Origin of the sequence: Micromonospora sp. URMC 106 (assembly GCF_051386395.1) — a bacterium.
GTDB lineage: Bacteria > Actinomycetota > Actinomycetes > Mycobacteriales > Micromonosporaceae > Micromonospora.
The window spans coordinates 1-13,290 of record NZ_JBPQTP010000076.1; the positions used below are offsets into that span (position 1 = coordinate 1).

At 71.0% G+C, this 13,290-nt stretch carries 14 protein-coding genes and 1 tRNA gene; 10 read left to right on the forward strand and 5 right to left on the reverse strand.

The window, feature by feature from the left end:
* The 3 genes from ACSNOB_RS21775 to ACSNOB_RS21785 all read right to left on the reverse strand — a co-directional run.
* Window positions 1-1,594: cobyric acid synthase (locus tag ACSNOB_RS21775; protein WP_436688302.1), on the reverse strand; the 1,594-nt coding region annotated here is incomplete at its 3' end.
* Window positions 1,591-2,595, reverse strand: coding sequence for a cobalamin biosynthesis protein (locus tag ACSNOB_RS21780; protein ID WP_436688303.1), 1,005 nt, complete (start codon window positions 2,593-2,595; stop codon window positions 1,591-1,593). The genes ACSNOB_RS21775 and ACSNOB_RS21780, both read right to left, overlap by 4 nt.
* 302 nt (window positions 2,596-2,897) lie before the next feature.
* Window positions 2,898-3,656: a single-stranded DNA-binding protein gene (locus ACSNOB_RS21785; RefSeq protein ID WP_436688304.1), complete on the reverse strand. Its 759-nt coding sequence runs from the start codon at window positions 3,654-3,656 to the stop codon at window positions 2,898-2,900.
* 344 nt (window positions 3,657-4,000) lie between these two features.
* Here ACSNOB_RS21785 and ACSNOB_RS21790 point away from each other — a divergent pair, with 344 nt between their 5' ends.
* The gene (locus ACSNOB_RS21790; protein ID WP_436688305.1) at window positions 4,001-4,429 is read left to right on the forward strand and encodes an HPF/RaiA family ribosome-associated protein; all 429 of its coding nucleotides are present in this window, start codon (window positions 4,001-4,003) and stop codon (window positions 4,427-4,429) included.
* Between the two features lie 95 nt (window positions 4,430-4,524).
* Window positions 4,525-5,562, forward strand: coding sequence for an alpha/beta hydrolase (locus ACSNOB_RS21795; protein ID WP_436688306.1), 1,038 nt, complete (start codon window positions 4,525-4,527; stop codon window positions 5,560-5,562).
* A 19-nt stretch (window positions 5,563-5,581) separates the two neighbouring features.
* Here ACSNOB_RS21795 and ACSNOB_RS21800 read toward each other — a convergent pair whose 3' ends face one another.
* Window positions 5,582-6,283 (reverse strand): hypothetical protein, encoded by a 702-nt coding sequence (locus ACSNOB_RS21800; protein ID WP_436688307.1) that lies wholly within the window; start codon window positions 6,281-6,283, stop codon window positions 5,582-5,584.
* Window positions 6,284-6,449: 166 nt separating this feature from the next.
* Between ACSNOB_RS21800 and ACSNOB_RS21805 the strand changes: the two genes are divergently transcribed.
* The 4 genes from ACSNOB_RS21805 to ACSNOB_RS21820 all read left to right on the forward strand — a co-directional run bounded on the left by ACSNOB_RS21805 (window position 6,450) and on the right by ACSNOB_RS21820 (window position 9,975).
* Window positions 6,450-6,522: transfer RNA gene (locus ACSNOB_RS21805), tRNA-Arg, on the forward strand.
* Window positions 6,523-6,590: 68 nt separating this feature from the next.
* The gene (locus tag ACSNOB_RS21810) at window positions 6,591-8,111 is read left to right on the forward strand and encodes a tyrosine-type recombinase/integrase (protein ID WP_436688308.1); all 1,521 of its coding nucleotides are present in this window, start codon (window positions 6,591-6,593) and stop codon (window positions 8,109-8,111) included.
* The gene (locus ACSNOB_RS21815) at window positions 8,108-8,890 is read left to right on the forward strand and encodes a PIN domain-containing protein (RefSeq protein WP_436688309.1); all 783 of its coding nucleotides are present in this window, start codon (window positions 8,108-8,110) and stop codon (window positions 8,888-8,890) included. Before ACSNOB_RS21810 ends, ACSNOB_RS21815 begins: the two co-directional genes overlap by 4 nt.
* A gap of 50 nt (window positions 8,891-8,940) precedes the next feature.
* The gene (locus ACSNOB_RS21820; protein ID WP_436688310.1) at window positions 8,941-9,975 is read left to right on the forward strand and encodes an NAD-dependent epimerase/dehydratase family protein; all 1,035 of its coding nucleotides are present in this window, start codon (window positions 8,941-8,943) and stop codon (window positions 9,973-9,975) included.
* Here the strand turns inward: ACSNOB_RS21820 and ACSNOB_RS21825 are convergent.
* Window positions 9,955-11,169, reverse strand: a complete 1,215-nt coding sequence (locus ACSNOB_RS21825) for a hypothetical protein (protein ID WP_436688311.1) — start codon at window positions 11,167-11,169, stop codon at window positions 9,955-9,957. The genes ACSNOB_RS21820 and ACSNOB_RS21825 overlap by 21 nt on opposite strands.
* Before the next feature lie 200 nt (window positions 11,170-11,369).
* Between ACSNOB_RS21825 and ACSNOB_RS21830 the strand changes: the two genes are divergently transcribed.
* The 4 genes from ACSNOB_RS21830 (at window position 11,370) to ACSNOB_RS21845 (ending at window position 13,217) form a co-directional block, all read left to right on the forward strand.
* Entirely contained in the window at window positions 11,370-11,612 is a 243-nt protein-coding gene (locus tag ACSNOB_RS21830; RefSeq protein WP_018799286.1) for a helix-turn-helix domain-containing protein, read from the forward strand.
* A 343-nt stretch (window positions 11,613-11,955) separates the two neighbouring features.
* Window positions 11,956-12,204 carry a DUF6284 family protein gene (locus tag ACSNOB_RS21835; RefSeq protein WP_436688312.1) on the forward strand — a complete coding sequence of 83 codons (249 nt, stop codon included), beginning with the start codon at window positions 11,956-11,958 and terminating at the stop codon, window positions 12,202-12,204.
* 12 nt (window positions 12,205-12,216) lie between these two features.
* Entirely contained in the window at window positions 12,217-12,426 is a 210-nt protein-coding gene (locus tag ACSNOB_RS21840) for a hypothetical protein (protein WP_436688313.1), read from the forward strand.
* Entirely contained in the window at window positions 12,423-13,217 is a 795-nt protein-coding gene (locus ACSNOB_RS21845; protein WP_436688314.1) for an ABC transporter permease, read from the forward strand. Before ACSNOB_RS21840 ends, ACSNOB_RS21845 begins: the two co-directional genes overlap by 4 nt.
* Window positions 13,218-13,290 lie beyond the last annotated feature (73 nt).

A 13,290-nucleotide genomic window follows, 5' to 3' on the forward strand; every position in this document is an offset into this window, starting at 1 on the left:
CCCCGCGTCGCGCGCTCCGGCGCCACCGGCGGTGGTCCGATGAGGGCTCGGCAGGGGCTGGACGGCGCCCGGGCGGGATGAAGGGAAGGCCGGCCGGCGGACCGGTCTCGACCAGGCGCCAGAGGGCGTCGGTGTCCAGGTGCTCCTCGACCAGATCGCCGAGCAGGTCCAGGGAGCGCTCGCGGGCGGCGGCGAACGACGTGTCCGGCGCGACCCGGAACCCGGACCGGCCGGCCAGCCGGGCCACCTCCGCCAGGAAGCGCCGGCGGAACCCGTCGGACTCGAAGGCCCCGTGCCAGTGGGTGCCGTGGACCGCGCCCACGACCGCACCCTCGCCACTGCCGTCGGCGCAGGTCAGCAGCGGGGTCAGCGCGGGCTCGGCGTGCGAGACGTAGCCGTGGTGGATCTCGTAGCCGCGGACCGGGACGTCGCCGCCGGCGGTACCGACCGACTGCCGGACGGTCTTGCGCGGGTCGAAGGTGACCTCGATCGGCAGCAGGCCCAGACCGGGGACGCTCCCCTGCCGGCTCTCCACCGGGTCGTGGATGGCCCGGCCCAGCATCTGGAAGCCGCCGCAGATACCGAGCAGCGGCTTCCCCGCCGCCGCGTGCGCCAGCACGGCGTCGGCGAGCCCGGTCTCCCGCAGCCAGGCCAGGTCCGCCACGGTCGACTTCGAGCCGGGCAGGACGACCAGGTCGGCGGCGGCGAGTTCCGCCGGCTCGACGGTCAGCCGCACCCGTACGCCGGGCTCGGTGGCGAGCGCCTCGACATCGGTGGCGTTGCTGATCCGGGGCAGCCGGACCACGGCCACGTCCAGCCAGTCGGTGCCGCGCGGGGCGGCCGGCCGGCCGAGCACCCGCCCGTAGGCGAGCGAGTCCTCGGCGTCGAGCCAGAGGTCGAGCGCCCAGGGCAGCACCCCGTACGTCGGCCGCCCGGTGACCCGGTGCAGCATGTCCAGCCCCGGTTGGAGCAGGCCGAGGTCGCCCCGGAACTTGTTGATGACGAATCCGGCGATCAGCGCCTGGTCCGCCGGGTCCAGCAGGGCGACGGTGCCGAACATCGAGGCGAACACCCCGCCCCGGTCGATGTCGCCGACCACGATCGTGGGCAGGTTGGCGTGCCGGGCCAGGCCCATGTTGACGTAGTCGCCGGCCCGCAGGTTGATCTCCGCCGGACTGCCCGCGCCCTCGCAGATCACCACGTCGTACGCCTCCCGCAACTCGGCGAGCGCCGCGTACGCCGTCTCGGCGAGGCGGGGCCGCAGTTGGCGGAAGTTGCCGGCGGTGACCGTGTCGACCGCCTCGCCGAGCAGCACCACCTGGCTGGCCAGGTCGCTGCCCGGCTTGAGCAGCACCGGGTTGAACCGCAGGTCGGGGGCGAGCCCGCAGGCCGCCGCCTGCATCGCCTGGGCCCGGCCGATCTCGCCGCCCCGGCCGTCCGCCCCGACGACCACGGCCGAGTTGTTGGACATGTTCTGGGCCTTGAAGGGCGCCACCTTGACGCCCCGGCGGTGCAGCCACCGGCAGATGCCGGCGGTGAGCACGCTCTTGCCGGCGTCGGAGGTGGTGCCGGCGACCAGCAGCCCGCCGCTCACCGGCCGCTCACCCGCCCCGGCCAGAGGGCGACGCGGCGACCCATGGCGGTCACCAGGCGACCGACGGTCAGCGGGTACGCGGCGGCCAGGCCGAGCGCGGCCAGCCCGACGGCGCCCGAGATCCGGGCGGCCCGCTCGAGGTGCCGGGCCTCGGGCCGGGGGCCGTCGCCGAGGAACGGCCGGACCTCGGAGCGCCCGAAGTAGACGTTGCGGCCGCCGAGCCGTACGCCGAGGGCGCCGGCCATCGCCGCCTCGCACTGCCCGGCGTTCGGGCTGGGGTGGTCGTTGCGGTCCCGGCGCCACACCCGCCAGGCCCGTTCCCGGTCGCCGTGCGCGGTCGGCGCGACGGCGACGGTGAGCAGCCCGGTCAGCCGCGCGGGCACCAGGTTGAGCAGGTCGTCGAGGCGGGCCGCCGGGGTGCCGAACCGCGCGTAGCGGGGCGAGCGGTGCCCCACCATCGCGTCGAGGGTGTTCGCCGCCCGGTAACCGAGCAGGCCGGGCAGGCCCGCGACCGCGCCCCACACCAGCGGGGCGACGACGGCGTCCGAGGTGTTCTCGGCGACCGACTCGACGGTCGCGCGGGCCAACTCGGGCTCGTCGAGCGCCGACGGGTCCCGGCCGCAGAGGTGGCCGAGTCGCTGCCGCGCCGCCGGTAGGTCGCCGTCGCGCAGGGCCCGGCCCATCACGGTGGCCTCGTGTCGCAGGGTGCGCCCGCCCAGCACGGTCCAGGTGCCGGCGGCGACCAGCACCGCCCGGGCCACCGGCCGGTGTCGGGTGGCGAGGGTCGCGGCCGCCCCGAGCAGCACCGGCGCACCGACCGCCAGCGCGGCGAACGCGGCGCCGGCGCCCCGGTCCGGGCGGTGGATCCGTCGCTCCAGGGCCACGGCGGCGCGACCGAAGCCGGCCACGGGGTGGTACCGGCGGGGGTCGCCGAGGAGCGCGTCGAGGGCGTACCCCGTGACCAGTCCCGCCGCGGTCGCCACCGGCGTCGCCTGTCGCACCCGCCATCACCTCCGGCCGGCCAGCCTAGCCGAGCGGCTCCCCCGACCCCGGTCGGAGCGCCCCGCCCGCAGGACCGGCGGGGCGGCACTGCCACGACTGCCCCGGCCGGAGCGCCCCGCCCGCACGTGTCCGGCCGCGACGCCCGGCCCGCACGGCCTTGCCGCACGGCCCCGCCGAGCGCCCCGCCCGCACGGCCGCACCGGCGGGGCGGTCCGGCGGGGGTGGCCGCGGGAGACACGCGGGGTGACGACGGCGCGACCGGCGTCACCCCGCCCCCGTCGTGTCGCCCGGGCCGCGCCGGTCACGCGGGCTGCGGCACCCGCCCCCGGCTCCGGCGGCCGCGCCCGTTCGGGGTGGCGCCCGCCCCGGCCTCGGCGGAAGGGGAGCCCACCGTCGCGTCGGACTCCTCGGCCGGCGGCACCGGGTCGCCGGCCTCCGGCGGGGCGTCGTCGGGCTCGTCCTCGCCAACGCCGTCGGTCGGGTCGTCGAAGGGGTCGAGCGAGCCGTCGAAGGCGGCGTCGGCCGGCAGGCCCCGGCCGGACCCGGGCCCGGCGAAGTCGGGCAGCTCGAACTCGTCGTCGAGCGGGCGGCCGTCCGGCAGTGCGGGGACGTCCTCGTCCGGCACCGGCTCAGTGGCCTCGCCGTGCACCCGGTGCTCGGTCTCCGCGTCCTCGACGGTGCTGGTCGTCATGCTCGGCCGGTTGCGCGCGAACCGGCTCCGGCCCCGCGACAGGTCGTGGCCGACGGCGACCGCCTCCAGCTCGTAGAGGGTGCGGTGGTTGCCGGCGTCGTCGGTCCAGTCGCGGGTGTAGAGCCGCCCGCAGACCACCACCGGGTCGCCGACCATCACCGAGGCGGCCACCCCCTCGGCGAGCTTGCGCCAGCAGTTGACGCGGACGCGCAGGCTGTTGCCGTCGACCCAGCGACCGCTGTCGCGGTCGAGCCGGCGGGCGGTCGAGGCGACCTTGAAGTTGGCCACCAGGGTGTTGCTCTGGGTGGTGCGGCGCCACTCCGGGGCGGTCAGTACGTTGCCCACGACCGTGACGTAGGTGTCGAACATCGTCCCTCCAGGGGGAGATCGGGCTTGCCTTCGCGAGTCGACTCGGCACCGAGCCTCGGCTCCCGGCACGGCCGGCCGCCACCTCCCGCCGCCGGCCTGTGGACAACGGGACCGCCTGTGGACGAACACCTGATCAAGGTCCCGGTGTGTTAGGGCCCAGCGGCCCTGTGGCGCCGACCGGCGCCCGGCGCAGGATCGGGACGCCGGAAAGGTCACGTTCCGGACGGAAGTCGGCGGGGTATGGATTCGATCAACCGCACCGCCGACAGCACGACGAACGAGAGGTCAGCGATCATGAAGATGACCACCACCGCAACCGCCCCCGTCTTCGGCCGGGTGCGGCGATGAGCGCCGTCGCCAACCCGGCCACCGTCGCCGAGTGCCTGCGGGTCGGTGCCGGGTTCTCCCAGGGCGACCGGAACTGGATCGCGGAGCAGTTCGCCACGCTGGACGCCCGGCTGGCCGGGTTCCACGCCGACGCCACCGAGCTGGAGGTGTCGGTGAAGGACCGGGAGGCCAAGGGCCAGAAGGTCACCCTGGAGTGCTGGATCGCCGGCCGGCAGAAGATCGTCACCACCTCCGCCGAGGAGGACCTGCACGCCGCGCTCAACGATGTCCGGGACGACCTGCGGCGGCGGCTCAACGACGCCAAGACCAAGCAGGAGCCGCGGCACAACAAGCACCTGCGGGACGTCAGCCAGCCGGCCGCCGAGGCGGAGACCCAGACCGACCCGGACACCGACCCGGCCCGCGCCGAGGCCGAGACGGTCTGAGACGTACGCCCGAGGCCCCGTCCGCCGGGTGCGGGCGGGCGGGGCCGGGCACGCGGGGCTACCGCCCGGTAGCTTCCCGGCGTACCGTCGCGTTCGTGGAACCGGACGTGCTGGGCCCGCCGTACGAGCGGCAGACGATCGACCTGGGTACCGATGACGAGGGACCGGTGGTCGCCACCCTGGTCCGTCGTCGGGCCGACCGCCCGACGAGGCGGGCCGTGCTCTACACGCACGGCTTCACCGACTACTTCTTCCAGGCCCACCTCGGCCACTTCTTCGCCGAGCGGGGGTGGGACTTCTACGCCCTGGACCTGCGCAAGCACGGCCGCAGCCTGCGACCCCACCAGACCCCGAACTTCTGCCGCGACGTCAGCGACTACTTCCCCGAGCTGGACGCCGCCGCGAAGATCATCCGCGAGGACGACGGGCACGACACCCTGCTCGCGATGGGCCACTCCACCGGCGGGCTGATCATGCCCCTCTGGGCGCACGCGCGCCGCGACGCCGGGATCATCGACGGGCTCTTCCTGAACAGCCCCTTCTTCGACATCAACGCCCCCTGGGCGGTACGCCGGCCGCTCGCCGCCCTCGTCGCCCCGCTGGGCCGTCGCGCGCCCCGTCGCGTCCTGCCGTTCGGGCTCGGCACCGTCTACAGCCAGAGCATCCACGCCCAGCACCACGGCGAATGGGACTACGACCTGACCTGGAAGCCGCTCGCCGGGTTCCCCGTCCGGGCCGGCTGGCTGAACGCCATCCGCACCGCCCAGCGGCAGCTCCGCGCCGGGCTGGACATCCAGGTGCCGGTGCTGCTCGCCTGCTCGACCCGTTCGTTCAAGGGCACGAAGTGGCACGAGTCGGCCGCCCTGGCCGACGCCGTCCTCGACGTCGAGCACATGGTCCGCTGGGCGCCCCGCCTCGGCCGGCACGTCACCGTGGCACGCTTCGACGGCGGCATGCACGACCTCACACTCTCCGGCCCCGCCGTACGCGAAAAGGTCTTCGAGGAGGTCGGGCGCTGGGCGGACGCGTTCTTCGACGCCGGGCCGACGGTCCGCGACGGGGAGCGCCCACCGGCGAGCCGGCGGCCGGCGGATGAGGTCGACCCGGCGGGCGCGCCCGCGCAGGGCGGCTGAGCCGGCCGCCGACGCGACCTCACGCGGCGGCGACGGCCTCGCGGATGCGGTCGAAGGTGGCCAGCGGGTGGCCGCCGTCGCGGGCCGGCAGGACCAGGCCGAGGCAGCGCAGCCCCACCTCGTCGCTGTCGGCGGCCTGGACGCCGAACACCGGCGCGCCGACGTAGCCGACGGGCAGTTCCGTGGTGACCCGGACCGTGTCGCCCACGCGCGCCACCCGCTCGATCGCCACCTCCAACGGCCGGGTGCCGTCCGCGCCGGCCCCGTGGGCGAGGACGATGGCGGAACCCGGCTCCGCGCCGATCCGGGCGATCGCGTCCCGGTCGGCCGCGATCGGATCCGGCACCTGTTGGGTACGCCAGCGCCAGCCCGCCCCCTCGGCGTGCTCGTGCAGGCCGCCGGTGGGCATGATCGCGACGCCTAGGTCCTCGTGGTGGCGCCACCGGGCGGCGAAGTCGGGCAGGGCCACGGCGTCGGCGGCCACCCCGGCCGGCTCGGTCACGCTCGCCCGCAGCCCGATCTCCCCGGCCGGGGCGTGGGTGAGGGCGTCGGCCGTCAGCAGGTACTCCCGCCCCCGCCCGGTGAAGAGGAACGCGGTGCCCTCGCCCCGGCCGCCGTCGGCCGCCCCGGCGTCGGTCCGGCGGATGGGCAGGATGGCGCGGCCGAGGAGCTGGCACAGCTCGTAGGCGACGTCGTTCTCGGTGTCCGGGTCAAGCAGCACCAGCCGAGGGTACGACCCGCCGGTCCGAGGGCCGCGCGGACGGCGGAACCCGGGTGACCTTCGCCGGGCGTGCGTGCGACCCTGATCGACGACGTGGGACGCCACCACCCGTTCCACCGGTCACCCGGTGGGCGGCGGTACCCTTCTGGCGCGACACGTACGCCGCGCGCCCGTAGCTCAGCGGATAGAGCAGGGGACTTCTAATCCCAAGGCCGCAGGTTCGAATCCTGCCGGGCGCACAGGACTTTCTCTTGGCCCAGCAACCCGCGTGGGGCTATCCGTGGTGCGACTGAGCTAGGTTTGCCGCGTGGCGAGTTCGAACGGACGCACGAAGCGGCAACGTGGCGAGGTCGAGACCCTGCCCAGCGGGTCACTGCGCGTGAAGGTCTATGCGGGGGTAGACCCGATCAGCGGGAAGCGGCACTACCTGACCGAAGTCATCCCCGCCGGCCGCACCGCTGCCAAGGAAGCGGAGAAGGCGCGTACGCGGCTACTTGCCCAGGTCGATGAGCGACGCAACCCGCGTACCCGCGCGACACTGGATCAACTGCTCGACCGGTGGCTTGAGGTGGCCGACATCGAGCCGACCACACGCATGGGGTACGAAAACAAGCTGAACAAGCACGTCCGGCCGGTGCTCGGCAAGCTGCCGGTCGGCCGCCTCGACCCCGAGACGCTCGAATCCTTCTACGCGAGTCTGCGCCGCTGCCGCGACTGGTGCGGTGACAAGGCGTTCGTGACGCACCGGGTGAAGGGTGAACACACCTGCACCGCGAGATGCCGGCCGCATGTCTGCAAGCCGCTCAGCACGTCCTCAGTGCGGCAGATTCACTGGATCCTGAGCGGTGCGCTGAGTCGCGCGGTGCGATGGCGCTGGATCGCCGTCAACCCCGCCGCACAGGCTGAACCGCCCGCGCCGCCGCACCCCGACCCGCAACCGCCAAACCCGACCGACGCCGCCCGCATCATCATCGAGTCGTGGCGCGACCCGGACTGGGGCGCGCTGGTGTGGCTCGCCATGACGACCGGTGCCCGGCGGGGTGAGCTGGCCGCCCTGCGATGGCATCACCTCGACCTGGCCGCCGGCGTGCTGACGCTCCGACGAAGCGCCTACCTCGACGCGGACGGCGCATTGCAAGAGAAGGAAACCAAGACTCACCAGCAACGGCGGGTCGCCCTCGACCCCGAAACGGTCGCCGTGCTCACCGAGCTGCACACGCGGTACGTCGACCGCCTGGCCCAGCTCGACGCGACGGCCGACCCGGCCGACTACGTCTTCTCCCCCGAGCCGGACAACAGCCGCGGCTACCGCCCCGACACCATCACCCAGCGGTACGGGCGACTCGCCAGGCGACTTGGCCTCGACAGCCACATTCACGCCCTGCGCCACTACTCAGCAACCGAACTCATCAATGCCGGTGTCGACGTGCGGACCGTTGCCGGTCGGCTCGGTCACGGTGGCGGTGGCACCACTACCCTCCGGGTCTACGCCGCGTGGCTCTCCGAATCCGACCAGCGGGCCGCCGCCACCCTCGCCGCCCGGATGCCGACGCGCCCGACGTCGCCCACTCCGCCGAGCAGCCCGTACCGGATCATTGCCGAGGAACTACGCGAGCAGATCCGCGCCGGGAGCCTCCAGCCGGGTGATCCGCTTCCTACGGTCGCCGAGCTGGCTGCGGCGCACGGAGTCTCGGTCGGCACCGCTCACCGTGCGGTGGCTTCTCTGGCGGCAGACGGCCTGGTCAGCGTTACCCGAGGCCGGCGGGCGATCGTTTCGCCTGACAATTCCCGCAGCCAAAACGGCTTAGGGGGCGAGGGAGATAAGTGAGCACGGAAATCATCGACACACAAATTATCTCTTACGCGTTTAAAGGAGTGCCTGACTACACAGTCACCAGCAAGGCGATAAGCTCAGTTACCGCACAGGAGTTCCTACTAGTTCAAGCGAACGACTTCAAGCGAGCACGGTACTACCTTCCACGACTGACCGATTGGGAGGTGGCGGGAATTTACGAGAGGCTTAAGTCTGGAGACACGGAAGCCAAACTCAGGTTCGGGCACCAACACCGGGGCTGGAAGAGGCGCACAGACCAGCTCATCATTGAGTTGAACTCCGACTTCCCCGCAATCATTGAATACGGCCACAATCGCATCTCAGTCGCCATCAACAACCAAGATCGACGCTACTACGAACTTTGCGTCAACGGCTTAGATCGCAAACTTCAGAGGAAACTCCTCTCGCGCTTCGACTTCATAATCGAGAATCGGGTTTCCTGCCTTTCACTATCGCCAGTTATCGTGGAACGCATGTTTGTCTTACTGGAGGCATTCTCAACCAAATTCAATGCAAAAAGCAACTACCGCAACACCATTAACGACATGCTAATTCTGGCGACGGCTCTTGAACGCGAGGCGCAACTACTAACGAACGATACGTTGCTCAACCGATTTGCCGCCAACTTTTTTGATGCGCCCTTTACACCGCAAAGCAATGACACGTGCCGTATAGACTTTAGCAAAAAGTCACAAGACCGTCGCAAACCGCTTGAAAGCAAGGGCTACATCAATCGCAGCTGGCAGGTTCACGAACGCCGGGGAAGATCTTGAGAGGCAGTAGACCCCTGGAGCCAGATCAGGTGGTGCAGCATAATGAACCCATGCGGATGTTAATCCTCGGAGGCACTTGGTTCGTTGGACGCGCAGTGGTTTCAGCAGCAAAAAGTTGCGGCTGGGACATCACCACCTTTAACCGTGGCACTTCGGGCACAGACGTGCCTGGCGTGCAGGCGATCCGAGGCGATCGGACACGACCCGGCGACATCGGCAGCTTAAGAGACGCCGGGCCGTGGGATGCAGTGGTGGACACCTCTGGCTACGTGCCGAGGAACACCCTCGATGTGGCCCGTGCCCTGGCTCCCGTCGCCGGTCAGTACATCTTCATGTCCACCGTGAGCGTCTACCGAGACTGGCCGCTGAAGCCACTCTGCGAGGAATCCGAGGTGCTGTACTGCCCGCCCGATGCCGGGCCGGACTACGGTACCGACACAGAGGACGGGCCGACGCAGTACGGCTACCAGAAGTCGGGGTGCGAGGCTGCCGCCCTGGCTGCATTCGGCCAGGACCGGACGACCGTCCTACGGCCCGGTGTAGTGCTCGGCCCACGCGAGTACGTCGGTCGGCTGCCCTGGTGGCTGCGCCGGGTCGCTGCCGGTGGGACGGTTCTCGCGCCGGGCTCGCCGGATCGGTCGATTCAGCCCGTCGACGTCCGCGACCTGGCCGCGTTCGCGTTGCGTGCCGCTGCCGAGGGCATCTCGGGTGCGTACAACGTCTGTGCGCCCGTTGACGAGGCCACGTTCGGGGAGCTGCTCACCGCGTGCGCCGCCGCGACGGGTGCCGCACCGCGGTTCGAGTGGGTGCCGGATCACGTGCTTGTCGACCAAGGCGTGCGGCAGTGGTCAGAGTTGCCGCTCTGGCGCACGTTCGAGGGCGTCTGGCGGGTCGACGCCGCCCGCGCGCACCGGGCCGGGCTGCTATGCCGGCCGCTGGCCGACACCGTCGCCGACACCTGGCGGTGGATGGCCGAGACTGGCGAGATGAGCAGGCACGACCGGGCCGCCGAAATCGGGCTCAGCAGCGACAAGGAAGCGCGGGTGCTCGCCGCGTGGCAAGCGTCAGGAGAGCGGACGGGCTGACGTTTCCGCGAGCCAGACGGAGATGCGTTCGGCGAGTTGCTGCGCTTCCGAGTCGTCGCGCCACGCTGGCGTGGTTAGCAGCCGCCCGACCTTCTCCAGTCGCCCGGTCAGCGACACGTTGCGCTTCTGCGCCGGTAGGTCGAGAACGCCTTGCAACGCGTCTGCCGCGCCGTCCCGGTCGCGCATGTGTAGGTGTGCGGCGGCTACGTCGATCTGCGTCCCGTTGATCTGGGAGTACGGCCGCCGGGACAGCGGCAGAGCTTCGTAGACCTCCAAGGCTTCTCGGGCGCACTTCGCCGCCTGCTCACCGTTGCGCAGATCAAGCCAGGCTGCTGCCGCGCACGCCGCCGCCCTGGCTTCCCCGAATGCGAATTCACCACCGACCGACCCGCTAAGATCGTCGGGACGGGAATCGGCCATGTCCCGATCATGCCGGGCCGCTTTCAACACCTCGGCGACCGATTGCGCGTCGGCCAGCAGGGCATGAGAGCGGGAAGCGATATACCGGAGTCGGAGTTTTGGCTCACCCTCAGGAGCCGCACGCATCGCGCGGGCAAAGTAGGTGAGCGCGACATCCGGCTCGTTGCGCCAGTTCGCCAACGTCATTTGCAGGCCGTACGTCCACGCCTTGAGCGAAGCGTGCCCGGCAAGGCCCGCGTACTGTGTGGACGCCCTGGCCAGCGCCGCCGACTCGTTCCAGTGCCCTAGATCGAAGGCAGTGGATGCCATAAGGGAAGCGGTCTGCCCGATAATCACGTAGAGATCGGCAAGCTCGACGGGCCGACGGGTGCGCTCGACTAAAGCCCTTGCCTCGTCCCGCAACCGGCGGGCACTGCTGAAGACATCGAAGGCTGCCATGCCTCCCGATCGGGCGAGTAACCTCACATCTTCCTGCAAGGACTCAATAGAGTCGTGTGGCAGGGCCAGGCTCAGCAGCAGGGAATCATTGGCGACCGAGTCGGCAGCAGCGCTCACAGCATCAACAACACTGCCGCCGCTGCCAGCATTTCCCTCCGGGCGCCCCGCGCTGAGCATTTCGAAGAACCGGGAGCGAGCCGAATCCGCGACACGGTCCAAGGCGGCGTTAAGCACGTCTTGGTTGGCGTTCCCGGGAATCGTGTCGGGCCGACTGTGCCAGTACGCGACCGTCCTTGTCGCGATGCCGAGCCACCCGGCAAATCCTTCGTTCGTCATTCCGGCGGCAGCTTGCAGCGAACAGGCCAGGCTCCCTGTCCACCGATCTACCGTCGCCACCGTGGTCTCCCGAGCTTGCAAGTTGCATCGGATTGCCGAGCGTTGCACGGCTTTTGCATGGGCGCTCCGCTTCTTTTCGACTTCACTGGGTCTCAGCAAGCCGAACGGAACGCCAAGCACAGACTACTGAGGAGACTCCTGTGGCTGAACCCCTCGCCGCCAAGAACGACCGCCCTCGGTTCCGGTCGGTCGCGGACACCGCAACGATTCTCGGCATGTCGGAGGTGACCCTCTACCGGGCGATTCACGCCGGCCAGTTCCCCGCCATCAAGGTCCGTGGCCGCTTCGTGATTCCGGCACGCGCCATCGACGAAATGGAGGCGTCCGCGCTGGCGTACGGCCTGGTGGACGCCAGCAACTACGCGTTGCGGCCCGCCGGTTGACCGCTACCGGGTGGCCCGCTTCGGCCCCGGCGGCGCAGGCGGGACGCTGTGCTCACGAGCGAGCTTCCGGACGTAGGCACCGCTGAACGGCGACAGCCGCTCGACCTCAGCCGGACCGACGCCATCACGTAGCGCCGCAACCACTGCCGCAACCACCGCTTCGCGTGCGGCCTCATGAGCAGCTTCGGTTCGCCGATACCGCTTCGTAGCTGCTGACAGCTCATCTCGCGCATCACTCATCGGACCAACATACCGCTACCCCCTTGCGCAACAGACCCGCGTATCGCTACCTTGTTGCGCAACTAAGGCGCGCATCTAGAGCGCCGGATCAGTCAGAAGGGACATGCAAGTGACTGAGTCGAACCACTCCCCCGAGGTCGAGCCGAACGCCGCTGAACTCTCCGAGATTGAGCAGGAGTTGCCGCTGATCGAGGCCGAGGTTCTGTTGCTCGACGCGCAGATCGTCGCACTGACCAGCGACGCCGGCCCGACCGAGTTGGACTGGCAGCGGCTTCGTCGGGCGCAGCGCCGGGTGCTGCGTGAGGCGCGTGCCCTGCTCGCCGTTCGCTCGGCCGACGGCCGGGCCGCGTAGGCGGGTAGCGCCATGAGCCGTCGCTACCCGATCCCCCGCCCCGCTGACGACCCCCGCTTCACGTTCGGTCTCGCGCTGGACGTGGCCCAGGTGCTCGCCGCGCACGGCTACCCGGCGATCGCCGAGCCGTACGACGGGTGCGGAGCGGACCTGGTGGGCCTGCAACAAGCCCTGTTCTCGCTCATCTACGGCCCTGACGTATCGGAGGGACACCTGTCATGACCGCCCCCACGCTGTCGGCCTTCCCCCGGCCGGTCGAAGACCTGATCCCCGCCGCCCGCGACCTGGCCGACCAGCTCGGCGAGATCCCGTCGCGCAACCGCATCAAGAAGGAGCTGCGGGTGGGTGGTCCGAAGGCTGACGCGATCCTCGCCGCTCTCACCCGCACCGACACCCCCCGGGCCACCCCCGAGCCCACCACCGACCCAGCCGGCAGCGCCCCGGACCCGATCGCTCACCCGGTCCCGGCACCGGACCTGTCGCCGGCCGACGACGGCATCTCGCCGGTCGTGTCGGAGCAGGCAGCACCCGTCGCAGACCTGGGCACCAACATCACGACCGATGCGCTCCCGGCCGACTCGACGGACAACCGGCGGGCGGTGGTGTGGCCGGTGGTGCTGCTGGCACTGCCCGCGTTCGTGGCGATCTGGTCCGGGTGGGTCGGGCTCGGCGGACTCACCGGGTTCGGGGTGGTGCACCCGCTGCCGGGCATCTGGGACAGCTTCTCCATCAACTCGGCGATCACCCTGCCGATCGGGGTGGAGACGTACGGCGCGTACGCCCTCTATGTGTGGCTGTCCGGCCGGGTGCCGGACCTGGCCCGCCAGTTCGCCAAGTGGTCGGCCATCGCCTCGCTGTTCGTCGGCGCGCTCGGCCAGGTCGCGTACCACCTCTTGGTTGCGGCCGGGGTCACGTCGGCCCCGTGGTGGATCACCACCGCCGTGGCCTGCCTGCCGGTCGGGGTGCTCGGCATGGGCGCCGCCCTGGCACACCTCGTCCGCACGCACGACTAGCCCCGCCCGGCGGCGCGGCCACCTGGCTACCAACCTGCGCCGCGCCGCCGGCCCTCCACCCCTCAGCCAACGA

Excerpts from the sequence above, each read along its gene's own strand:
- ACSNOB_RS21790 (WP_436688305.1), top strand. The coding sequence starts at position 4,001 with ATGAGCGCCGTCGCCAACCCGGCCACCGTCGCCGAGTGCCTGCGGGTC.
- ACSNOB_RS21825 (WP_436688311.1), bottom strand. The coding sequence starts at position 11,169 with ATGACGAACGAAGGATTTGCCGGGTGGCTCGGCATCGCGACAAGGACG.
- ACSNOB_RS21835 (WP_436688312.1), top strand. The coding sequence starts at position 11,956 with ATGCAAGTGACTGAGTCGAACCACTCCCCCGAGGTCGAGCCGAACGCC.
- ACSNOB_RS21820 (WP_436688310.1), top strand. The coding sequence starts at position 8,941 with ATGCGGATGTTAATCCTCGGAGGCACTTGGTTCGTTGGACGCGCAGTG.
- ACSNOB_RS21785 (WP_436688304.1), bottom strand. The coding sequence starts at position 3,656 with ATGTTCGACACCTACGTCACGGTCGTGGGCAACGTACTGACCGCCCCG.
- ACSNOB_RS21840 (WP_436688313.1), top strand. The coding sequence starts at position 12,217 with ATGAGCCGTCGCTACCCGATCCCCCGCCCCGCTGACGACCCCCGCTTC.
- ACSNOB_RS21845 (WP_436688314.1), top strand. The coding sequence starts at position 12,423 with ATGACCGCCCCCACGCTGTCGGCCTTCCCCCGGCCGGTCGAAGACCTG.